This window comes from Bradyrhizobium sp. SEMIA (assembly GCF_014844175.1).
Classification (GTDB): domain Bacteria; phylum Pseudomonadota; class Alphaproteobacteria; order Rhizobiales; family Xanthobacteraceae; genus Bradyrhizobium; species Bradyrhizobium arachidis.
In genome coordinates this window covers 5,485,806-5,508,178 of record NZ_CP046601.1, presented here as the reverse complement: position 1 = coordinate 5,508,178, position 22,373 = coordinate 5,485,806, and the positions used below count along the sequence as shown (strand labels likewise).

19 protein-coding genes and 1 pseudogene are annotated in these 22,373 nt (G+C 64.1%); 5 read left to right on the top strand and 15 right to left on the bottom strand.

The features are described 5' to 3' along the window. Positions 1 to 42 precede the first annotated feature (42 nt). Entirely contained in the window at positions 43 to 1,467 is a 1,425-nt protein-coding gene (locus tag FOM02_RS26790; protein ID WP_027557990.1) for a hypothetical protein, read from the top strand. Positions 1,468 to 1,527: 60 nt separating this feature from the next. Here FOM02_RS26790 and FOM02_RS26785 read toward each other — a convergent pair whose 3' ends face one another. The 4 genes from FOM02_RS26785 to FOM02_RS26770 all read right to left on the bottom strand — a co-directional run bounded on the left by FOM02_RS26785 (position 1,528) and on the right by FOM02_RS26770 (position 5,750). Continuing rightward, positions 1,528 to 2,808, bottom strand: a complete 1,281-nt coding sequence (locus FOM02_RS26785) for a hypothetical protein (RefSeq protein WP_028146294.1) — start codon at positions 2,806 to 2,808, stop codon at positions 1,528 to 1,530. Between the two features lie 255 nt (positions 2,809 to 3,063). Continuing rightward, a complete protein-coding gene (locus tag FOM02_RS26780) occupies positions 3,064 to 3,282 on the bottom strand; it encodes a hypothetical protein (protein WP_027557988.1) in 219 nt (72 codons plus the stop codon). 295 nt (positions 3,283 to 3,577) lie between these two features. Beyond that, positions 3,578 to 5,251 carry an autotransporter outer membrane beta-barrel domain-containing protein gene (locus FOM02_RS26775; RefSeq protein WP_027557987.1) on the bottom strand — a complete coding sequence of 558 codons (1,674 nt, stop codon included), beginning with the start codon at positions 5,249 to 5,251 and terminating at the stop codon, positions 3,578 to 3,580. Between the two features lie 349 nt (positions 5,252 to 5,600). Then, positions 5,601 to 5,750 carry a hypothetical protein gene (locus FOM02_RS26770; protein WP_167336505.1) on the bottom strand — a complete coding sequence of 50 codons (150 nt, stop codon included), beginning with the start codon at positions 5,748 to 5,750 and terminating at the stop codon, positions 5,601 to 5,603. 251 nt (positions 5,751 to 6,001) lie between these two features. Here FOM02_RS26770 and FOM02_RS26765 point away from each other — a divergent pair, with 251 nt between their 5' ends. After that, complete coding sequence (locus FOM02_RS26765) at positions 6,002 to 6,163, top strand: hypothetical protein (protein WP_027557986.1); 162 nt, start codon at positions 6,002 to 6,004, stop codon at positions 6,161 to 6,163. Between the two features lie 37 nt (positions 6,164 to 6,200). Here FOM02_RS26765 and FOM02_RS26760 read toward each other — a convergent pair whose 3' ends face one another. The 6 genes from FOM02_RS26760 to FOM02_RS26735 form a co-directional block, all read right to left on the bottom strand. Then, positions 6,201 to 6,347, bottom strand: a complete 147-nt coding sequence (locus FOM02_RS26760) for a hypothetical protein (protein ID WP_265440130.1) — start codon at positions 6,345 to 6,347, stop codon at positions 6,201 to 6,203. Between the two features lie 103 nt (positions 6,348 to 6,450). Continuing rightward, complete coding sequence (locus FOM02_RS26755) at positions 6,451 to 7,431, bottom strand: ABC transporter substrate-binding protein (protein WP_265440129.1); 981 nt, start codon at positions 7,429 to 7,431, stop codon at positions 6,451 to 6,453. A gap of 111 nt (positions 7,432 to 7,542) precedes the next feature. Next, positions 7,543 to 9,426 carry a sensor histidine kinase gene (locus FOM02_RS26750; RefSeq protein ID WP_231164320.1) on the bottom strand — a complete coding sequence of 628 codons (1,884 nt, stop codon included), beginning with the start codon at positions 9,424 to 9,426 and terminating at the stop codon, positions 7,543 to 7,545. Positions 9,427 to 9,562: 136 nt separating this feature from the next. Then, a complete protein-coding gene (locus FOM02_RS26745; protein WP_027559040.1) occupies positions 9,563 to 9,976 on the bottom strand; it encodes a hypothetical protein in 414 nt (137 codons plus the stop codon). 22 nt (positions 9,977 to 9,998) lie between these two features. After that, positions 9,999 to 11,234, bottom strand: coding sequence for an HlyD family secretion protein (locus FOM02_RS26740; RefSeq protein ID WP_027559039.1), 1,236 nt, complete (start codon positions 11,232 to 11,234; stop codon positions 9,999 to 10,001). After that, positions 11,227 to 11,643 (bottom strand): hypothetical protein, encoded by a 417-nt coding sequence (locus tag FOM02_RS26735; RefSeq protein WP_035729965.1) that lies wholly within the window; start codon positions 11,641 to 11,643, stop codon positions 11,227 to 11,229. Before FOM02_RS26735 ends, FOM02_RS26740 begins: the two co-directional genes overlap by 8 nt. 165 nt (positions 11,644 to 11,808) lie before the next feature. Here FOM02_RS26735 and FOM02_RS26730 point away from each other — a divergent pair, with 165 nt between their 5' ends. Both FOM02_RS26730 and ppk2 read left to right on the top strand, forming a co-directional pair. Beyond that, the gene (locus FOM02_RS26730; protein ID WP_027559037.1) at positions 11,809 to 12,264 is read left to right on the top strand and encodes a hypothetical protein; all 456 of its coding nucleotides are present in this window, start codon (positions 11,809 to 11,811) and stop codon (positions 12,262 to 12,264) included. Between the two features lie 25 nt (positions 12,265 to 12,289). Continuing rightward, a complete protein-coding gene (gene ppk2, locus FOM02_RS26725) occupies positions 12,290 to 13,111 on the top strand; it encodes a polyphosphate kinase 2 (RefSeq protein WP_231164319.1) in 822 nt (273 codons plus the stop codon). A 71-nt stretch (positions 13,112 to 13,182) separates the two neighbouring features. On the opposite strand, the gene FOM02_RS26720 is transcribed toward ppk2, so the two are convergent. The 5 genes from FOM02_RS26720 to FOM02_RS26700 all read right to left on the bottom strand — a co-directional run bounded on the left by FOM02_RS26720 (position 13,183) and on the right by FOM02_RS26700 (position 20,623). Then, positions 13,183 to 13,617 carry a hypothetical protein gene (locus tag FOM02_RS26720; protein ID WP_027559035.1) on the bottom strand — a complete coding sequence of 145 codons (435 nt, stop codon included), beginning with the start codon at positions 13,615 to 13,617 and terminating at the stop codon, positions 13,183 to 13,185. Between the two features lie 15 nt (positions 13,618 to 13,632). Continuing rightward, positions 13,633 to 15,333: an aspartate:alanine exchanger family transporter gene (locus FOM02_RS26715; RefSeq protein ID WP_027559034.1), complete on the bottom strand. Its 1,701-nt coding sequence runs from the start codon at positions 15,331 to 15,333 to the stop codon at positions 13,633 to 13,635. An 18-nt stretch (positions 15,334 to 15,351) separates the two neighbouring features. Further along, positions 15,352 to 18,105 (bottom strand): decarboxylase, encoded by a 2,754-nt coding sequence (locus FOM02_RS26710; protein ID WP_027559033.1) that lies wholly within the window; start codon positions 18,103 to 18,105, stop codon positions 15,352 to 15,354. Between the two features lie 134 nt (positions 18,106 to 18,239). Then, positions 18,240 to 19,943 carry a SulP family inorganic anion transporter gene (locus FOM02_RS26705; protein WP_027559032.1) on the bottom strand — a complete coding sequence of 568 codons (1,704 nt, stop codon included), beginning with the start codon at positions 19,941 to 19,943 and terminating at the stop codon, positions 18,240 to 18,242. After that, on the bottom strand, positions 19,940 to 20,623 hold the full coding sequence (locus tag FOM02_RS26700; protein WP_027559031.1) for a YoaK family protein: 684 nt from the start codon (positions 20,621 to 20,623) through the stop codon (positions 19,940 to 19,942). Before FOM02_RS26700 ends, FOM02_RS26705 begins: the two co-directional genes overlap by 4 nt. 135 nt (positions 20,624 to 20,758) lie before the next feature. Between FOM02_RS26700 and FOM02_RS26695 the strand changes: the two are divergent. After that, positions 20,759 to 22,370: pseudogene (locus FOM02_RS26695) on the top strand (aspartate:alanine exchanger family transporter). Positions 22,371 to 22,373 lie beyond the last annotated feature (3 nt).

The following is a 22,373-nucleotide window of genomic DNA, read 5'->3' as shown; positions in this document are numbered from 1 at the left end:
ATGGGCTGAGGTGGTAGAACTGCGCCGCCAAGGAGACGCTAAATGTTGAACAGCTTAGGAGATGCGCGCCCGGACAAGGCGGGCATCCGGGCTGCTTATGTCGGCAGGCCGAAGGAGCCCTGGGTAAGCGCATTGCGGACTTACATCGCGCTGCTGGTTTTCCTTGGAAGCTACCTTGTTCTCACCGTCGTCGGGAACCTGCTCTATTTCACCAATGTGGGTGAAGTGATGGGAAAAACCGCCATTGTGGGCTTCGATATCCGCAATTTCTCCAGAGCGGGCTCGCCAGGTTATTGGGCGCTGCTGTTCTTGCCATTCGTAGTAGCGCCGCCCATCGTCATTTTCGTTCGAAGGCTGGCCGCCAAGATGGGAGGGTACGTCGCTGCGTTGCCGAGCCTCTCCAGGCCGGCCTACTGTTTATTGCTGGGATTGCTTTATGCGTATGCCCTCTTTTCCCTGTGGAATGCTGACGCAGCACGCCTGTTGCTACGCCCGGCAGACTACATCAGCGCGTTGGATAGTCGCTTCCAGCTCATGGAAGCGCTTGGGTTTTGGCCTCAAGTGACGATCAAGTCCCTGCTCTTCACTCTGTCGATCTACGGCATGGTCGAGGCAACGAGCCGAAACGACTACTTCTGGAGCATATTGACCGCATTCAATCTGATCGCGATGTCGATCATCCTCATTCTACTGAACATGAAATGGCCTCTCGTATTGTTCTATGCCGCGAATCTTGCAACGATCATGCTCTTCGCCAAACGCAAAATAGTGCCGGGACTGCTTTTTACCAGCTTAGCTCTAGTTAGCTACTTCTCAGTCTCTCTTCTGCTTCTGCGCGCGAGTTCCACGCCTGTCGTCGTGACTCGCATCGAGAGCGCTCCGGTGTCTCCCACTTCAGAGCAGCTCAATCGAACTTTGGCAGAAGCGAAAATATGGCGAGAACAATTTGGCACCAGCGCCGAAACGGCGGAAGTCAGCCGGGAATCGTTTTCGAACGTGCTAACCCTGTCAGCCGGCGCCATCGTCAACCGCATGGCCCAACCGTTCCCATACTACTATGAAATATTCTCGAAATCCGAAGGAAAATGCGGATCCTTGGGAACGAGAATTCTTCGTCAACGCTCACCATGCCAGCCAAGCAATCTCGTCTATGCGGCGATGTTCGATGACAGATTTTCCGGCGTAGGAACCGCGCCTCAAGGTCCCCATGTAACGGGCTTTGCCCTCCAGGGATGGCTCGGCGCCATCATCGAGCTCGTTTGCACATCGATCGTTTTAGGGCTCTTTGCGGCAGCCTCCGGCGATGAGGGAACGATGCAAGCGACGATCACCGTAATGGGGGCCGTCACTGGCTACTTCTTTTCTCAACTGCCATTTGAGGGGCCATTAATTTACGATCACGGCGCGTTCTGGTGGATGATCCCACTTCTGTTGTATGCAGAATGGAAAAGGGTCCCGCTGGGGTGAACATACCGCCACTCCAGCCAACCGCTCCCTGAGATCAGTGCCAAAAGCAAAGCAAGGCGGTCATACCTCGCCAAGCTCGGCCTGATGCGCCCGCCACCACCCCGCAATCGCCGCCGCCAGATCGTTCCACGGCTCGGTCGGCAGATCAGGCACCGCCACCCGCACGCTGTACTCGTCCGTGGTCGCATTGTGAAACCACTCGGTCGCGGCGAAATCGAAGCCGAAGCTGCCGGCGTGACGGATGGGAAACCCGGCCCGGCTGAGATTATGGCTCATGGCCTCGGCGGCTTGCCGCGCGCCCGCCTCATCGAGAGGACACCTTGAGCGGAGCGTGACATAGAGCCCGTGAGTGAAGTGAAGCTCGGCCGCGAGCGAGGCGAGCTCGCGCGCGAAATGCCGGGCCGCATGACGACCGTTGCGCAGGATGGCCGCGACGCGTCGCTTCGTCAGGCCCCAATAGGCCGGGCTGCCGACAAACGGAGGAAAATGCGCCGGCAGCGCCGCGCCGCCGAGAAGCCGCACGGCATCGCGCATCTCCGCCGCGAGGCGTTCGGCCAACGAACGCTCCGCGCCCTCCTCGCTCCAGCGGACGAACACCGCAGAGCCCAGCCGTCCGTATTCCGCGCCGAGCGAATCCAGCTTGGTGTGGCTTCGCACCATCACGACCGGGATTTGATATCGCCGCGCCCAGCGCAGGACGCGCCGGATGCGGCCCGACCGGCCGGCAAAGCACGTCGTGTCGAAGATCAAAAGATCGAACGGCGAACCGTCGCAGCGCAGCGTCGCTTCGAAGGCGCCGGCGGGGACGCAGGAATCGAGCAGCAGAATTCGCGGCGCGCCGCCCGCGACAGGCACGCCCGCCAGCGGCGGCTTCACCGTGACAAGCCGCAAATGCGGGACAAAGCGCTCGATCAGCTCCAGCGTCTCGCCGTAGGAGCCCGGCAGCACCACGATGTCGCCCGTGGTGACGAGCCTTGCCGAGGCGAGCAGCAGCGCCGCGATCGCGGACATGCCGGACGCGGTGTAGATGGCCTCGCTGGTGCAGCCGCGCGCGTCGTCATAGAACGAGGGGCCGCTCACCTTCAGATCCGCGCGCTGGTAGTCGTAGCTGAATGCGAACGGGCCGCTGGTCGGACGGGCGGTCGCCGACCAGGATGTCTCGGTCGCCTTCCAGTCCGCCAGCTCATGCTCGGCGCGCAGTGCGGCGGTCAGCTGGAATTTCGCCGCGATGACCTCGTCCACTGAGCGCGGACAGGGCACGTGCCGCGGGCTTCTCAGGCAGCCGTTCAGGAGCCTGATCTCCTCATGCTTGCGCCCCAGATAGGCCTCGATGGTCTCCATGCAACGCTTGATACGATCCCTGATACGACAACTTAGCAAACTTCGATCGTAATCAACGTCCGGCGCGGACCTGAGGTCCAATACGCCGCCCTTGCAACGAAGACGCATCTGCGTCGTTGAGAGTGCAAAGAGAGTCAAGCCCGTTCGGGGGCTTCTTGTCTGTTCACGGTCCGACTCCGCTTCGTTCGCGCAGTACGAATCGCGATCGCGAAAATCAGCTCTCCGCAGATCTTAACATCTGATTGCCGCGATCGCTCATGCGGATCCGCTCACCAGCACGGGCCGCAACCGGTAGGCATCGATCGCGGCGTTCGACAGCAGCAGTCTGCGCCGCTCGCCACGCAGCATCATGCGGTCGATCTTGTTCAGGATGAAGCGGGCTGAATCCTTGTGCTCGCCGGTGAGCAGACCGGACTGGTCGAGATATCTCCAGGCAATCTCGAAGCACTGTGCACGCAATTGAAGGTCGGTCATGGCCGCTCAACGTCGACGCGGAACGAATGTTCCTATGCGGGTCGAGCGGGCCGCTTGCGCCGGAGCCGGCGCAATAGCGATGCGCTTATTGGCAAGGGATCGCGGAACGAGACAGCGACCGCGGCGTTGACTGCAACGAAATCGAGTGGTGCCGACCTGCCTGCCCCGGTCGGCTTTGAAGGACCCCGTGCTTGTCCCCCGAGCACGGGGTTTTTCTCATGCAAACCCACAAAGCAAAAGCGCGAGGCGAGCAATGCTCGGCCTCGCGCCTTCAGCCCCTAGCGAGCGCCCCCGCTTACCAGGTGTAACGAATGCGGCCCGTGCCGGCGTAGGTCTGCGACCGGTCGCTGAATTCGCCGTCGAACTTCACCAGGAACGAGACGCCGCTCGCCGTGCGCCATTCGGCGCCGGCCGTGGTAAGCGCCAGATCGCGCGCCGGCGTCGTGCCGAACACGGTGAACGGCGCAGCGCCGATGCCGCCGAGCGCGGCGAAGCTGAGCGTCGCCGAGGGATTGCTGATCTCGTCATGGGCGTAGGCGAACTTGCCGAACAGGTTAAGCTGGCCGCCATTGTCCACCGGCATGATCTTGTCGGTGCGCAGGCCCACCTCGCCGCGATAGGCGGTGGCCGTGCGGCCGACCACGGTGAGTGCGCCTGCAGCGGCGCCCAGCGCCGTCGCCTCGGTATAGCCCGGCGTACGGAACCACTGCCCCTGGATGGCGCCATAGGGCGTCCAGTTCACGCTCCAGTACTGGCCGACCTTGTAGCCGCCCTCGATACGTCCGCCCCAACCCTGGGCCTCGAAATCGGCCTTGTAGAGGTCGATGCCCGGCGTGGTGGACCGGCTCGTACCCATCCAGTAGTTGGTGTAGGTGCCGGCTGCAGCGATGTAGCCCGGCCCGAAACCGTACTTGCCGTAGACACCGGCCATGAACGTGTCGCTGGTGCCACCGCCGTTGCCGGCGCCGGCAACCGTCGGCGTCACCGACCAGTTGATGTTGCCGCCGGCAAGCGAGAAGCCGATCAGCGAGTCCGCGGTGAAGCGATAGTCAGCGCCAGCGGCGACGCCGCCGACGCGGGTATAGAGATCGGACGTGCCAGCCGCGACATTGCCGCTGGTGTTGTTAGCGCCGCCAAAGGCCGCGCCCCAGACGTCCCAGTGCGGGGCATAGGCAACCACGGGCGGCGGTGCCTTCAAATAGGCACCGAAGGCCGAGCGCACGGCAGCCGGCACCGGCTTTTCGCCGGCATAGCTCAGCGTGCCCGTCGTCGAGACCTTGTTGGTCGCGAACGGATCGGTCAGCAACGAGAGGTAGGAGCTGCCGAGCTGGAATGCGCCGGACTGCGCCTGGGCCAGGTTCTCACCGGTGTTGCCACCGGACAGGAAGGCCTGCATCGCCAGATCTTCGCCGATGGAGCTCCACGACGTGGCGCTCAACATCCCGAAATTCGTGCCGTTGTTCTGATACACGAACTGGCCGTTGGGAATCGCCGTGTTGTTGGTCAGCGCACCCCACCGGTAGGCAGAGTTCGGCTGCCCCGTGATCGTCGACGTGGTCAGGAACAGAACGTATTGCTGTCCGGGCGTGAGCGAGACGCCGCCTGTGTTGATCGACACGGTCTGATACGCGGAGCCGCTCGGCGCGGTCATGATACCGGAGCTGAAGAGCGCCGAGCCAGTGATGTGCTGGGTGGTCGGATCGAACGCGTAAACGAAGGCCTGGTACTGCGGCGCGGTACCGAACGGCAGCGACAGCTGGAAGTTGAAGCCCGACAGGCGGGTCTGGCCACTCGTCGGCGTGAAGGTCTGTCCGTAGGTCGCCGTGTTAGGCACGCCCCAGCTCGAGATGAACGAGGTGCCGTTCCATTGCGGCATGGTGTCGATGTTTTGCGCCTGTGCAGACGTGCCCAGAGCAAGAAAGGCCGCGCTGCCGAGCCACAGCGCCTTGCGAGTCACCAAGGACTTCATTGCCCACCCCCAAATCAAATCCAGAAAAAACGAATGAATAGCCGTCAATATCGTGCCGCCAAGCAATACGTCGAACGCAGGAGGACGGGCAATTGCTGTTCGGGTTCTCAGCAACGATTAGCAATCAAACGTGACCCAAAAACAACATAATTGGATAGAGGGACACATCGCGACGTTGAGATGATTGGGTTTTTCGTCCCATTGAATTGCGGCGATGCTGCGTCGCGTGCCGACAATATCTGTCGTCCACAGCCGCGCGGGAATACCTGCTGCAAGGACGGCGCCGTCCAGCTCAATCGCGCTTGTCTGAATCGAAGTCCGGCGGCGTCGATCGACCCGCGTAACGGAATCAATCCGTCTCTTCTTCGCGCCGCTCGCGGGCGAGCTGGTGCCACGCCAAAGCGAGCTGGATCAGGCGCTGCCGGTCGTCGCCTTCGGAGGCGGCAGCCTGCTTCATCGCGGCCTCGGCTTCGTGCTGTGGATCGTACTTGGTACACATGCGCTCCACCCTAACCGACCGATCTGGACATGCGGATGGCAATTTCGTCCGTATCATTGCGGGTTGACGCTGGCGTCGCTCAGACTGCTCCGCCGCGGTTGCTCCGACTCTCAGGCCGATGACGAAGCCGTGAGGCCAGGCATCATTCGGACTGATCTGTGAATTGCGTCACAGCCACCATCCGGCATCTCCGCTAAACAGCGCTTCGACGCTTCCAGAAGCGTAACGAGGGCATGGGTGTGTTTCCCATCATGACACAAGAAACAGCATCCGAAGCTGACGTCCCGGCGCCGCGGCAACGCTCCGACCTGCTCGGCATCGCCTATCTCGGGACCATCGGCATCGTCATGCTGGCCTGGATCTGCGGCCTGGTCTGGGCCGCCATCGCGTTCTTCAGCTGGCTGGTGTCTTGATCCCGCGCGCGATGACGGGCTCTAAAGCGCGATGAGATCATCGCACTTTAGGTTGTTGTTTGAGCATGATCTTTTCGGAAAACCGCTGCACACTTTTCCGGATCATGCTGATGCGCGAAATTTCGTAACGGCCCGAGAAGATTTCCGCGTAGCCGCTACGAGAAATCTTGCCGCAACGAACCATTGCAATCCTCCCAAGACTTCCGACCGCGACCATCGGGCCGAGCGATGGACATTTATTGATCGAGATCAACGAAACGGCGCGCGTGCGCCGTTGCGGCGGCGCGTCATTCGATCAGCTCGGCATCCAGCAGCAGCCGGTTCGGAACGGTCAGCCCGAGGGCATGGGTGGTCTTCATGTTGATGACGAGCTCGAACCTGGTGGCGAACTGCACCGGCAATGTGCGGATCTCCGCGCCGCGCAGGACGCGGTCGACATAACCTGCCCCATCGCGAAACTGCTGGGTGAGATCAGCGCCGTAGGACATCAGCCCGCCGTTCACCGCGTAGAAGCGGACGGCGAAGATCGCGGGCACGCGGCGCTGCGCCAAGAGAGCAATCGCCATCTGGCTCTGCGGTCCGAAGAAGCCGCCGTCCGGCAGCACGACGAGGCCGCCGCCGCTGCGCGCCGCAGCCTTGATCACGGCTGCGATCTCAGGCCCGCTGCGAACGCTGGCGCCGGTGACCTGAAGGCCGAGACGGCTTTCCATTTGATGCGCAGCCTGAAGATAGAACGGCGCGTAAGGAGAGGAGTCCGGATTGAACAGCAGCGCGGCGCTGGTCATGCCGGGTGCCATGTCCTTGAGCAGGCTCAGCCACTTCCCGCTCATCGAATGCTCATAGAGCGAAAAGCCGGTGAGATTGTCCGTCGGCCGCGCCAGATTGACGACGAGGCCTGTCCCGACGGGATCGGACAGGCCGACGAAGATGATCGGAATGTTCTGCGTGGCGTCGCGCAGCGCGCGCGTCGTTCCGGTGCTGGTCGACAGCAGCACGTCCGGCGCGCCGGCGATCAGCTCGCGCGCCTCCACCTGCTGCCGTGCCGGGCTCGGGCCCGGCCAGCGCACCTCGAGCCGGTAGTTCTGGTTGGCGATCCAGCCGCGGTCGGCAAGGCCCTGCTGAAAGGCATCGACCCGCATCTGCGCGCCGGTATCGCCCGGGACATTGCCGGTCAGGACAGCGACGGACGGCAGCCGGTCCTGCGCCCTCGCCAGCACCGGAAACGCAGCCGCCGCGCCGATCAGCGACATGAACTCACGGCGTCTCATCGCCACCCACCACCCCGATCCCTGCCCGCCCCCGCCCCGGTCATGGCGCAGCGGCGAAAGGAAACGGCCTCGCCAGGCCCCAAGGCTTGATCGAGATCAAGATACCGGCCGTCAGTCGAGCAGCGGCAGGCGGATCGTGAACTGCGCGCCGCCCCATGGCTGGTTCTCGACGCGGATCGTGCCGTGATGGGCCTCGACGATGGTCTTGACGATCGCAAGCCCCATCCCCATGCCTTCCGGCTTGGTCGTGAAGAACGGGTTGAAGACACTGCCGAGATCGGCGGACGCGATCCCCGGACCGGTATCGGCAACCCTGATCTCGGCGTAGCTGCCGGCGCGCACCGTCGTCACGCGGACCTCGCGCTTCTTCATGCCGGCATCGGACATCGCATCCATCGCATTGATGATCAGGTTGAGAACGACCTGCTGGAGCTGCACCGGGTCGCCCCTGACGTGCAAAAGCGTCAGAGCAGGCGTGTAGGTCAGCACGATCCGGCGTCCATCGGCGACGGCCGTCACCAGGCCGATCGCCTCGCGCACCGTGTCGTTGAGTTCGATCTCGCCGACCTCGAACGGCGTCTTCCTCAGCACCCTGCGCAGCCTGCGGATCACCTCGCTCGCCCGCTGATCGTCGCGCCTGATGTCGGCGAGGATCTGCCGGATCTCGTCCATGTCTGGCGACGGGTTCTTGAGCATGAGCTCCGCCGTCTCGGCATTGGTCAGGATCGAGCCGAGCGGCTGGTTCAATTCGTGGGCAATCGACGTCGTCAGCTCGCCGACGGCTGAATAGCGGTTGGCGTGCGCGAGCTCGGCGAGGCGCTGGCGCGATTCCACTTCGGCGAACCGGCGGCGGCGACGCTCGTGCAGAAGGCCGCTGATCAGACCCGCCTGGACCAGGAAGACGGCCGTGATCAGCAACATCTGCCAGCGATAGCGCTCCCAGATGTTCGGCTCGCGAAACAGGATCTCGCTGCCGGGAGGCAGACGGCTCTCGCTGATGCCCCAGCGCTGCAATTCCCGCCAATCATATCGCGGCGGCGCAAAGCCGATCGGCTCGTATTTGACGTTTCCGGGTTTCTCGCCGCCGAGAATCCGGATCGCGGCGCTCACGGTTCTGGAGCTCGTTTCCGCGACCGAATGCATCGGTCCCCCGACGGTGCTGCCGCCGAAGAATGGGTCCTGGTAGGAAAAGATCGGCGCATTCGTGACGGCATGCAGGCTGCGCAGGGCGATGTCGCTCTCGTGGACGATCCCGGCCGCGTCGACCGACATCAGCCCCCAGAACAACGCGGTGTGCGGCGGCAGCTTCGCTGCGCGCTTCAGGATCTCCTCGAACGGCAGGTCCGAATACCAGACGAGCTCGACCCGCTCGCCCAGGGGTTTCAGCTCCCGCTTCACCTCCTCGACCCAGAACTTCTCGAGCGGCGAGGCGCCGATCACGATCGCGATCGTCCTGGTGTCCGGCAAGAGCTGCAAGATGTTGTCGAATGCGGCCATGAAATCGTTGCGGACCGCGATGACGACGTCGTTGTCGGTGAGATCGGCGCGATTCACCAGCCGCTGCTCGACCGTGGACAGAATAAGCGGCGTGTCGGGAAACAGCCGCGCGCGGTATCGCTGCGCGAACCGGGCGGCAGGCGCGCCGATGCTCAAGACGATGTCGGGCATGGCGCCCTGGTAGAGCGAATGCAGATATTCGACGAAGGGCGCCTCGGGACCGGGATTGTTGAAGCGCGCCGTGAGCAGCGCGTGCTCCTGGATGTCGAGCGGCCACGGCGACTGTTGCTCGAGCTCGGCCTTGATGCTGCGCGCGAACTCGCTCCACGGCCGGAATTCGCGGCCGAAGGAATGCAGCAGCAGCACGCGCTTGAGCTCGCCGCGCAGGCTCCGCTCGGCCGCAGCGGCCGGCGCGAGCGACATGCACGCGGCAACGAGCAGGGCAAGACAAAGGAGTGCAGCCGCTGCGTGCCGTGGCCTGACCGCGTCAGTGGACATGCGCCCGCTCATGCTCCAATCCCCGCAGCGCCCGAACGGCTGCTTGCCGGGCAATCCTAGCGGCAATTGCGGGACACGGACAGGGCACCGGCGCAAGCGGTCGCCCCCATCCACGCCCTTGTGACGAACGTTATCGCTATTTCGTCGTGCAGCGGTGATAGCGAATTTCGATGTCATCCATGCCCGGGAACAGCCGAATGAGGCTGTTGGCATCCAACTCCCTGAGACTGAATTGGACGTTCGACAGCATGATGTCGGTCGCGCATGCCGCGACCATGTTGACGTATGGCCCGTTGTCCTTCCTGGCCTTGATCCGGCAGCGCGCAAATTTGCCGACGATCTGGTCGCCGTTGATGATGAATCCGCCGCCATAGACATCCGACATGTCGGTGAATCCGATCTGGGTGCCGTTACGCGCGAACACCTTTGTGCAATTGTCGGCATCGCTGACCCATGCGCCGTTGAGGTCGAGTGCATCGGCGCGGCCTGACGTCTCAAGCAGCGAAGCCAGCAGGATTGCACCGAACGCAATCATTTTGCGCAAGTTCATTTCGAGATTCCCTCCCGCGAGCTCAATGCCCACTCAACACCAGCGTCTGGATCGGCAGCAGCAAGGCCTGGATGCGCAGCAGCAGCGCGTGGACGAGGCCGGTGGCGTCGACGACGTGGAGCGCGAACTTCCGGCCGCTCGGCGTGTCCTTGGCGGAGATTTCCTCGTGATTGCTGGTATAGGCATTGACGATGCAGCTCGAGCCGGGCGTGACGCCCTCCAGCCCGCCCTTGTAGAGCGGCTCCAGGAATACGAGGATCGTACCAGGCTTCACCGCGTTCTGGGCCTCGAGCAGTTGCTGTCCGCCCTGGAACTGACCGGCGGCGATGTAGTCCTGCACCGTTGTGATCACCATCGGGATGATAACCCACGGCTTGGAGATGCAGGTCGCCTCCGCGACCATACCCGGCTTCATCACCTGGGCCTCAATCTGACCGAAGCCGGCCTGCAGGATGTTTCTACCGGCACCATCCGGAATGAGCACCCCTGCCGGGCGCAACAGCTGATTGACGACATCACCGGTGCGCAGCAGGAATTGCTCGACCCGCCCGTCAACGCCAGCGCGAATGATCGTCTGATCCAGAAGCACCTCCGCCTCAGCCAGCGCGGCCTCGGCGCTGGCCTTCTCGGCGGGCAACAGCGTCGAGACGCGCAAGACCGCCGATTCCTTGACTGCATTTGCGGCGTCCACGCCGGATTGCCGCTGGTCTACCAGCACCTGCAGCTTATCGATGTCACGCTGCGGCACGATGCCGGGATTGCGACGCTGCAGCTCGCTCTTGACGTCCAGCTCATCCTTGGCCTGCTGCAGGTTGGCTTTGGCTTCGCCGATCTGCGCCTCGGCCTTCACGACGTCGGCCTTCGCTGACACTGTCGATGCATCGACCTCGGCAATCTTTCGCTTGGCGGTCTCGACGGCCGCCTGCTGCTTGGCACCGTCCAACTTGAACAGCACGTCCCCCTTCTTCACCGCTTGGGTGAAGCCGACGTTCACCTCAGCCACGCGGCCGGCGACGCCGACCGGCATGACCGGCACGGTGCGGAAATAAAGCGTCGCGCTCGATGTGGAGGGATGGAAATAGAAGATCATGGTGATCAGCGACACCGTCAGCATCAGGCATCCCGTGATGCCCCAGCGCAGCTCGTACCAGACCGAGAAGAAGGTAATCTCCTTGCCGAAGCGCTTGCCCTGGACGTAACGGCGGTAGAGGTAATCCGGCAGGATCGTCACCAGGGAGCAGATCATGAGCTCAAGCATGGCTGCGCTCCTTCCTGGCGACGTCCGGCTTGTCCGCCGGAGCAGGCGCAGGACCGGCCTCCATCAGCGCTTCGTCCTGGCCCGGCGTCGCGTCGGCGATCTTCTCGACGGAATCGGCGATGCTGCGCAGCGGCGTTCCGAAATCGGGGATATCGATCAGCGCAAGCAAGAGGCCTGCAACCCAGAAGATATGCATGTGCGTGAACAGCGAGATCAGGCCGAGCACCGCCACCAATTCGAACTGCAATTTCTGCGACTTGTGCGCCATTCGCTCCGGCAGGCTGTGCAGCTTCCAATAGAGCGTGCCGACCCAGAGTACGGTGCCGATCAGGAATACGCCCATCACCACCATCAGGGTGTCGGTCCCGCTCCCCGGCGCGAGATAGAACGGTAGATGGTGCGGGGCCATCGGATGAAGCTGGTCGCTCAAGCGTCTCTCCCAGTCAGCGAACGTGCACTTGCGGCACTGTGTTCAGGCAGCTTCCCAATTTGCTTGATTTGAATCAAGGGAATGCCGGCTACCGGACCTAGCGTCCGCGACATGCCGATTGCACACCGAAAGGGAGCCGCAGCCATGCCCGGCCTCGACGATCTCATTCCAAACGCCACGCAAATCCGCAAGGAAGCCGCTCTCAAGGAAGCCCAGAAGGCGGAAGAATATGTCCGCCTCGCCGCCGCAGCGGAGGCCGAGAAGCTTGCCCTGATCGAGCGCCTGAGCAAGCCGTCCGGCAAGACCGAGGAGGAGAAAATCAAGCTCGCCTCGACCATCATCCAGCGTGCGGTGCGAAACGGTCTCTCCGAGGTCTTGGTGTATCGCTTCCCCAATACGCTCTGCACCGACAAGGGGCGCGCCATCAATCAGATGGAAAAAGGTTGGGAGAACACGCTGACCGGCATCCCCAAGGAGATCTTCCAGCTCTGGACCGACTATCTGAAGCCGCGCGGCTATCGCATCGCCTATCAGATCATCGATTTTCCGGGCGGCATGCCCGGCGACATCGGCGTGACGATTTCATGGGGCGACGAGTAGCGCTCGCAACAGCGAAAGGACAGGCATGGCCATGGACGCCCGCGCCGAGAACAAGCACGCCCCCGCCGAGAAGATGAAGCGGAAGGACTATGAGAAGGAGCTCGAAAAGCTCCAGGTCGAGCTGTGTCACCTCCAGGAATGGGTCAAGGCTGAGAAACTGAAGGTGATCATCATCTTCGAGGGGCGCGATGCCGCCGGCAAGGGCGGCACCATCAAGGCCTTGACGGAAAAGGTCAGCCCGCGCGTGTTCCGTGTCTGCGCCCTGCCCGCGCCCTCTGACCGGCAGAAATCCCAGCTCTTCCTGCAGCGCTATATCGAGCAGTTCCCCGCCGGCGGCGAGATCGTGATCTTCGACCGCAGCTGGTACAACCGCGCCGGCGTCGAATATGTCATGGGCTTCTGCTCTCCGACCGAGCACAAGCGCTTCCTGGAACTGTGTCCGCTGGTCGAGAAGTTCGCCGTGGACGCCGGCATCGTCCTGATCAAGCTCTGGCTCGAGGTCGGGATGGAGGAGCAGGAACGCCGCTTCACGGCGCGGATCGAGGATCCGCTGCGGCAATGGAAGCTGAGCCCGATGGACACCGAGTCGTTCGGGCGCTGGTACGATTATTCCCGCGCACGCGACATGATGTTCGAGGCGACCGATACCAAGCATGCGCCGTGGCGGCTGATCCGCTCCGATGACAAGCGGCGCGCGCGGCTGAACGTCATCTCGCACATCCTGAGAACGATCCCATACAAGAAGGTCAAGCGCGAGAAGATCAAGCTGCCGCCGCGGTCGCACAAGGGACGCTACAACGACCAGGCGAGCCTGCGCGGACTGAAGTTCGTCGAGGAACGATACTGAAACGTATGGATTGAAATGGGAAACGGGCTGCGGTGACGCAGCCCGTTTGCCTTGGCGCCCTCCTCCCGGAGCTACTTCAGCTTGATCGTGACGCCGCCGACCGCCGCCGACACTTCCGCCCCGACCCGGGGACCGCTGAGCTGCAGGATCACGCCATTGGCGTTCTGCAACTGCACGGCACCTCCGCCCGCTGCGACGGCACCGCCGGCGCCGCCCACTGCATAAGAGCCTTCGATCGACGCCGGCCCCCTCAAATTGAGCGCGCGGCCGACGAACTTCGTGGTCGACGCCCCGACCGTGAAGCCGACGCTCATGCCGGAGACGGTGAAGGGATATTTCTTGCCCCTCAGAACCAGAACGCCCTCCCCGCCGCCGACGCCGACGATGAATCCGCCCTTGGTGAAGACAACGGCAACCTGGCCGGTCTCCGCACTCGCCGGCGGACTGAAGCCGGCAACACCCACCAGCGAGGCAACCAGGACGGCACCGAAGGTCAATTTTCTCATGACGTTTTCTTTCCCCTATTGAGCCAGGATCATCGCGAAGTAACCGAACACCGTGAGCAGGATGCCCGAGACGGCATAGCCGACCGGGAAGCCGATCCACGGCACGGAGCTCTGGATTTCGACCGCGGCCTCGCGGCATGGGCCGGAATGCGAGCGCGCGCCCGCAACGCCGCCCATCAGCACGGCCGGGTTGATCTTGAAGACGTGGTAGCCGATCGCCCAGACGATGAAGGGCGGGATGGTGCAGGCAATGAAGCCGACGAGGAAGATCTTCAGCGCCACCGCACCGGTGAGCTGCGCCAGCAGACCCGCCCCGGCGTTGACGCCGACGATGGCGACGAAGACGACGAGGCCGAGATCCTCCAGCACGTTGCGGGCCGCGTTCGGCGTATTGCCGAAGAAGCGCAGCCGCGACACCACCGAGGACACGATCACACCGGACAGCAACAGGCCGCCGGCATTGCCGAGACCGATCTTGGCACCGAACGCCGGGAACTCGATCATGCCGATGAGGAACCCGACGATCATGCCGACGGCGAGCGTGAGCAGATCGGTCGAGGTGTTGGCCCGCGCGATGCGGCCCCACATCTCGCCGAGCTCGTTGACGGCGGACTTCAGGCCGACCACGGAGACGATGTCCATGCGCTCCAGCTTGGTCTTGAGACCGGCCGGAATCTGCACGCCGCCACGCTCGACCTTGGTGACCTGCAACTGGCCGGCGATTGCGGTGTCGCGGAAGGACTCGAAGGTGCGTCCCACCATCTCCTTGTTGGTGACGAGAATCTCCGCCTGGTCCATGGGAATGCCCAGCGTCTTGGCATCGGCGACCTCCGGGCCGATCAGGCCCATCTTCTCGGTGAGGTGCTCGGTCGCGCCGCCGAGCGCGACAACGTCGCCCTTTTGCAGCACGAACTCGGGATCGGCTCCTTGCGGCACGCCGTTGCGCCCCACATTGACGATCCGGTATTCCGGATTGATCGCGCGGAACTTGGCGATGGTCATGCCGACCGTCGCCGGGTTTTCCAGCCGGTAGGCTCGCAGGCCGAACTGGCGATAGCCGGTCAGGCCGCCGCCTTCGAGATCCTTGACGCCGAATTCCGTCTCATACTGCTTGGCGGCGGCCTTGGCATCGACGCCCCACCAGCGCGGCAGATATTTGCAGATCAGGATGATGCCGACGGTGCCCCAGATGTAGGTGATGCCGTAGGACAGCGCGATCATGCCGGAGGCTTCCTCGGGCTTCATCCCGGCAGGCAGCTTGACGACGCCGGAGGTGACCGCCTGCTCGGCCGAACCGATCGCCGCCGACATCGTCTGCGATCCCGCCAGCATGCCGCCGGCCGCGCCGGGCGGCAGTGAGAACATCTTGGCGCCGATGACGACAAGCGAGAGGCCGATCACGCTCGACACGACGGCCAGGAGACAGAATTTGAGTCCGTCGCCCCTGAGGCTGTTGATGAAGGACGGGCCAACGCGCAGGCCGACGCCGTACATAAAGAGATAGTAGAACAGGCTCTTGGCGAAATTGTTCAGCTCGAGCTTGACGCCATAGGTGGAGGCCCACACCGACAGGCCGGCGCCGACCACGATGGCGCCGGCGACCATACCGAGGCCGTAACCCTTGATGCTGGCCCGGCCGATATAGACGGCGAGACCGACGACGAAGAACAGCAGCAGATACGGGTTCTGCTGGAGGAACGTGAAAAACGCGTGCATGGTCGTCCCCTCCAAGTCCTATGAGGCGGCCTTGAGCTTGGGCTGCGCACCAGGCTTCGGCCGGCCGAGCTTCGCCAAGGCTTCCGTGCGCACGAGCTTCAGCCCTTCCTTGGCGTCGTAGCCGTGGATCTCCTTCACATCGAGCTTGCGCATGAAGTCGATGGTCTCCTGGGTGATGACCTGACCGGGCACCATGATCGGGAAGCCCGGCGGATACGGGATCACGAAGTTCGCCGAGACGAGTTCGGGGCCCGCCTTCAGGCGCCGATCGATCTCGGGATCGTTGAGGCGGATGTGCTCACAGCCAGCGACGTCATAGGCGGCATAGAAGCCGGTGCGGATATCGCCTTCGTTGGTCTTGCTGCCGGCATCGCCGCGGAAGCTCGGATGGAAGTGCGAGAAGTTCGGCAGGTCGGGCACATCGGTCATCAGGCTCTTGACCCGCGCCTCGAAGGTCTTCTTCGCGTTGGCGCCGCCCTGCGCGAGGGCGCGATCGACCTCGCCCGCGATCTCGGCGAGGACGCGCACGAGATGCGCGACGTCGCTGCGGGTATTGTTGATGTTGGACTGGAGCAGAACCGAGTTGCGCGAGGTCTTGTTGACCTGGATGTTGTACTCGTTGGCCAGGATGCCCTTGAACTGGGTACCGTCATAGCCGGCCATGCCGCACACCAGCGTCATGCGGGTCGGATCGAGACAGAACTCGTCCTCGTCGAGGCTCTTGAGCGTATTGACCCAGTTCACGCCGGCCGCGAGATAATCGGTGAAGCCGCTCTGGCGATACTGCGCCGGCACCATGGCGTCGGCGCTGAGCACGCGGAAATATTTCGAGATCAGCGGATTGTTGTTGACCGCCTGGCGGATGGCGAAGGCGATCTCCATCGCATTGGCGACGAGGCCATAGCCTTCCAGCTCCATCTGCCGCCTGGAGATATCGAGGCTGGCGATCAGCTGCTGGTTCGGACTGGTCGAGGCGTGGGTGAACACGGCTTCCTTGAACTGCTGCTCGACGGTGTGGAATTCGACGTCCTTGACCGAAAGCATGGAGCCCTGCCGGATCGCCGACATCGACTTGTGGGTCGAGTTGGTCTGGTAGACGCGCAGGCGAATCTGCCTGGGATCGGGAATGAGCCGGGCCTTGAGCAGCACCTCGTCCGACGGGTTCTTGCCGAGCTCGGCCTGCTGCTTCTCATAGGCGGCGACCGATTTGGGGTCGCGCATCCAGGCCTCGATCTCGTTGGCGGCGCCAAGGCCGGTGCGGCGGCGCAGGAACGGCGAGAACCGCGCGAAGCCGAACCAGGCCTCGTCCCACAGGAAGATCAGGTCGGGCTTGATGGCGAGGCATTCCTCCATCACCCGGCGGGTGTTGTAGATGTGGCCGTCGAAGGTGCAGTTGGTGAGATCGAGCATCTTGACGCGGTCGAGCCGACCGTCGGCCTTGGCAGCGAGCAGCGCCTGCTTGATCGTCTTCAGCGGCACCGCGCCATACATCGAATATTCCGTCATCGGGAAGGCTTCGACATAGAGCGGCTGGGCGCCGGCCAGCACCATGCCGTAATGATGCGACTTGTGGCAGTTGCGGTCAACGATTGCGATGTCGCCTGGCGCCAGCAGCGCCTGCACCGCCATCTTGTTCGAGGTCGAGGTGCCGTTGGTGACGAAGAAGACGCGATCGGCGCCGAGCGCCCTCGCCGCCTTCTCCTGCGCCTTCTTGATGTTGCCGGTCGGCTCCAGCATGCTGTCGAGGCCGCCGGTGGTGGCGCTGCTCTCGGCCAGGAACAGGTTCGGGCCGTAGAACTCGCCCATGTCGCGGATCCAGTCCGACTTGAAGATGGATTTGCCGCGGGCGATCGGGAGCGCGTGGAACGTCCCGATCGGGCGCTGCGCGTACTTCTTCAGATTGTCGAAGAACGGCGTGTCGTAGCGATCCTGGATACCTTCGAGGATCGACAGATGCAGCTCCAGCAATTCCTCGACCGAATAGAAGATGCGGCGGACGACGTTGGCTTCCGGATTGCCCGCAAGCTCTTCGACGTCGCGGTTCGAAATCATGTAAAGGTCGAGCTCGGGCCTGACGCGCTTGATGATCTGGGCGAGCCGCAGCGCGGAAGCATCGGATTCATCATTGATTCCGGCCGCAGCCGTGATCGAACGCAGCACCGGCGCATCGTGCCGCGAGCGCAGGCCAAAGCCCTCGTTGATGATGACCGCGGCGATGTTGGGGTTGAGCATGGTCGCGCAGAAGGCATCTTCCAGGCTGCCGACGATCACTGGCTCATAGACGAACGCATCGACCGGCCGCCGCAGCTTGCGCCATTCGGCCGCCAGTGCCGGCCATTGGCTGGACGACACGCCTGTCACGATCAGGGTCTCGAAATAGGGCCGGCGCGCGGTGTGCGCGCCGAAGGTCGGCGGCACCAGCTCGGCGACGTCGCCATTGCCATCGTCCTTCGCGCTCCAGTCGCCGGCATGCTGGCGGAAGGATCGCGTCGACAGCGCCTGCGCGATGCGGGTCGCCAGCGCGAACGAGGTCGGCCCGTCGCCGGCGGCCGCGGCTTCCCGCAGCGCGGCCATCAGTTGCAGACCGGGATAGCCATGATACTCCTCGGTGACGGAGAGCTCGGCCAGCGCTGCGTCGAAGGCCGCGCGATTGCCCACCCGAGCCCAGGTCTTCGCGGCCTCGACCAGGTCACGCCAGTCGTCTGCCCGCGCGCCGGGTCCGGAAAAGAACTGGTCAATGCGCTTCTGCGCGGCCTTGGGCTCTCTGGACATAGGTCTCTCCCAATTCCTGGGGCGAAGGTGATGCGGGATCGTGAGTGCGGCGCCGCTTGCTCCATTGATCCAAGTCAACGGTCCCGTGCATTCTGACGGGCGGTGCCTTCCGTTCGCATCGCAATAGGACGGCGTCAGCCCGTGCGTTGCGCACTCGCCGCCTGATCACTGCCGAGCAGACTGTCGAGCGACCGCAGCCATTGGTCACTGTCGGTCTTCTGCGCCAGCCCCTCGGCCCGCAGGAGATCGCGGAGCTGCGCATGCGCGCCGACGATGCAGAGAGTCACCTTGCGCGACGCAAGCTCGTCATGGAGCTCGTGCAGCATCCGCGCTCCCGCCAGGTCGATGTAGGGCGAGGCCGAGAGGTCGCAGGCCACGAGGTGGATGCCCGGCGAGCTCCGGAGCGCGGCCAAGACCGTGTCCAGGATTGTCTCTGCATTGATGTAGAGCAGCGACGCCTCGGGACGGAACGCGATGATGCCGACCAGCGGCTCGACGTCCTCATGCCTTGCGCTGTCCGAATAACGCCCGCTGCCGGGCAAGCGGCCGAGAAACGCGACGTTCGGCCGCGAGGCTCGCGCCAGCAGCAGGAAGATCGACGCGATCGCGGCCAGCAGGACGCCCTGGAGGATACCGAGCAGGAGCACGGCGACCAGGGCAATCGCCGCCGCGTAGAAATCGATCCGGCTGACCTTCCACATGCGCAGCAGCGCACGAACATCGACCAGCCTGTAGACGGCGGCGAAGACGATGGCCGCCAGCACCGCCTTGGGCAGATTGGTCAACAGTCCCGTGAAGAACAGCAGGCACAGCCCGAGCGCCACCGAGCAGATCACCAGCGCCAGCGGCGTGCGTGCGCCGGCATTGTCGTTGACCGCCGATTGCGACAGACCGCCGGCGACGGGATAGGCATGGCCGAACGCGGCGGCGAGGTTCGCCGCGCCCAGGCCGAGAAATTCCTGGCGGACGTCGAGCGGATAGCCGTGCTTGGCCGCGAAGCTGCGGGCCGCCGATACGCCTTCGATATAGGCCAGCAGCACGCAACCTGCCGCGAGCGGAAACAGATCGTCGAACTCAAGCAGGCCGAATGTCGGAACGCCAAGCGCCGGCAGCCCCTCCGGTATCTTCCCGGTAACGGGCACACCGAGACCGGGGAGGCCGAGCACCGTTGCCACAATGATCGCGAGCGCAACGATGGTGATCCCGACCGGCTTGCCCGGCAAGCGCCGTTCACCGAGGAGCAGCAGCAACAGCGCGACGGCGCCGATGCCGAGCACGAGCGGATGGATGGCGCCGAGCTGCCCGGCCAGCTTGATGGCGCGATCGAAGAAATTGTGGCCGCCGCCGGGAACGCCGAGCAGGCTCGGCAGCTGGCTCATGATGATGGTGAGCCCGGCCCCCGCCTTGAAGCCGACCAGGATGCTGTCGCTGACGAGACGGACCAGCACGCTGAGCTTGAACAGCCAGGCGATGAAGCACAGCACCGCCACGGCAAAGGCCGCAAGGCTTGCGATCTGCGCATAGCGCACCGCATCGCCTCCGGCGAGCGCGCCGACGCTCGCGGCAATCATCAGCGAGATCGCCGAGGTTGGGCCGATCGCGAGCTGGCGCGACGCCCCGAGCAGGGCATAGCCAATACCGCCGAGCAGGTAGCCGTAGACGCCGACTTGCGGCGGCAGCCCGGCGAGCGCCGCATAAGCGAGCGAGACCGGAATGGCGTAGGCGGCAAGCGTGATGCCGGCGACGGCGTCGGACGGCAGCCATTCGCGCCGATAGGTTGCAAGCCATTCGGCCGGCGGAAAGAACCGCGTCCAGGTCGGATTGGACGGTGTGCTCATCGCCCCTCCTCCTCACGTGGCGTTGCCTCGCAACGCAGCAGGACAATCAGTAGCGCGACCACCGGAATACCCAGCGCGAGCTTGGGACGTGTCTCGGTGGCAAAGGCCCCGGCCGCCGCGCCGCAGCCGAACACCGCACACAGCGCGAAGAAAATCGCCGACTTGCGCAGCGTCCCGAGCGGCGCTCCGCCGTAGACGACCGCGAAGATGTTTTCGACGACCTGACGCATGTTGCCGGTGATCATCACCGTGCTGCAAACGTTGCCCTCGACCTTGACGAACATCGCCGCCTGTATCGCCGCGACCATGGAGATGCCGAGCGTTCCGGCGAGATCCGGTAGCCGGTTGTGCAGGATTCCGATCGTGATCAAGAACAGGATCTCGATCAGGATACTCAGTGCGCCGGCCCGATTCCCGGCAATACGGCGCAGCCAGGCGGCGATCACGATGCCGACGGTGAAGGCCATGATCGGCGCCGCGAAATGCAGGGCCTGCGCCCAATTGCCGGCCATCGCATAGACCCAGAGGAGGATCACATTGGCGGTCTGCGCATTCGCCATCACGCCGTGGATGATCCAGGTATAGGCGTCGATATAGCCGCCGGCGAAGGCGAGCAGCATGACGATCTCGACCGTTTCATCGCGGCGCACCGCGCCGGCAGCGACGTCCAGAGTGCTCATGTCGGCAATGAGGGCTGGCGCAAACACTTCATCACGTCATAGGCCCCGCCTCGTCCCCGCCCGGGCTTGATCTGGATCAAGCAATCCCGCCGGGCGGCCAATCAAATCGCGGCAACGCGCCGGGGATATGCGACCATGGATACCGTCAGGTGGATCATCACCACCGCACCGGAGATCTTCCTGTTGCTGGCCATTGCGATCGGCACCATCCTCGGCCGCATCAGGATTCGCGGCTTCTCGATCGGCACCACCGCCTGCATCCTGATCGTCGCCGTCCTGATCGGACAGCTCGGCAGCTTCGCGTTTCCGCCGATCCTTCGGGCGATCCTGTTCAGCCTCTTCGTCTTCACCATCGGCTACCGGTCGGGACCGGAATTCTTCGCTTCGCTGAGCGTGCGGACCCTGGCGCAGGTCGTGCTGGCGCTGGTGATCGGCGCGACGGGTCTCGTGCTCGTGCTGATCTTCGCCTATGCGTTCAAGCTCGATAGCGGAACGGCCGCAGGCCTCACCGCCGGCGCGCTGACGCAATCATCAGTGATCGGCACCGCCTCGGGCGCGCTGGCGCAGCTCGGCCTGCCCGCCGATGTGTTGAAGCAGCAGGAAGCCCATATCGCGGCGGGCTATGCCGTGACCTATGTGCTCGGCTACATCCTGACGCTGCTGTTCGTTCCGTTCGTCGCGCCGCGGCTGATGCGGATCGATCTCAAGGCGGAGGCGAAGAAGCTCGAGGCGCAGCTTGCCGGCGGCGCGCCGGCGAAGACGGACAACCTCTCCTATCGCAAATTCCAGGCCCGCGCCTATCGCGTCTCGGCCGCCACGGGCCGCACCGTCGAGGCCATCGAGACGGAGATCGGCCGCCGCACCATCGTCGAGCGGATCGTCCGCCGCGGCGCCGACATCGCGCCCCACCGCGACACCGTGCTCGAAGCGAACGACGACGTCGTCCTGACCGGCCCGACTGCGGCCATCGTCGCGGCGGAGCCCGTGATCGGCGAGGAGATCGACGCCGACGAGCTGCTGAAGAGCTTGCCGGGTAACGTCATCGAGGTAATCGTGGAGAACCGCAAGCTGCACGGCCGCTCGATCCGCGAAGTCGCCGAGATCGTCGGCGACAGCGCACGCGGCGTGTTCCTGCGCGCCCTCACGCGGATGGGCCGGGAGGTGCCGCTCGGGCCCGACACGCGCGTCTATGTCGGCGATGTCATGACGCTGGTCGGCAGCACCGGCAATATCGCGCGGGCCGCAGTGCAGGTCGGCCACGCGCTCAACGCCGGCGACCGGACCGACATCGCCTTCCTTGCCACCGGCATCGCCGATCGCGGGTCTCGTCTTCGGCTGGCTGCGCTCGCGCAAGCCGACCCTGGGCGCGATGCCGCCGGCGGCGCAGCAGACCTTGAGCGACATCGGCCTTGGCGGCTTCATCGCCGCGGTCGGGCTCGGCAACGGTCTTGCCGCCTGGTCGGCGATCCAGGCCCACGGCCTGCTGCTGGTCGGCATGGGCATCGTCGTCACGCTGATCCCGATGACGGTCGGAACGCTGGTCGCTTACTACGTTCTGCGCATGAACCCGGTCGTGACTTGCGGGGCGCTCGCCGGCGCCATGACAGTCGATGCTGCCGTCACCGGCGCCTGCGATGTCGCCGAGAGTCAGACGCCGGTGCTCGGCGTCGCCGTGCCCTATGCGATCGGCAACGTCGTGCTGACGGTGCTCGGCCCGATCGTGGTGGCCGCGACGTTTTCAGGATGAAGG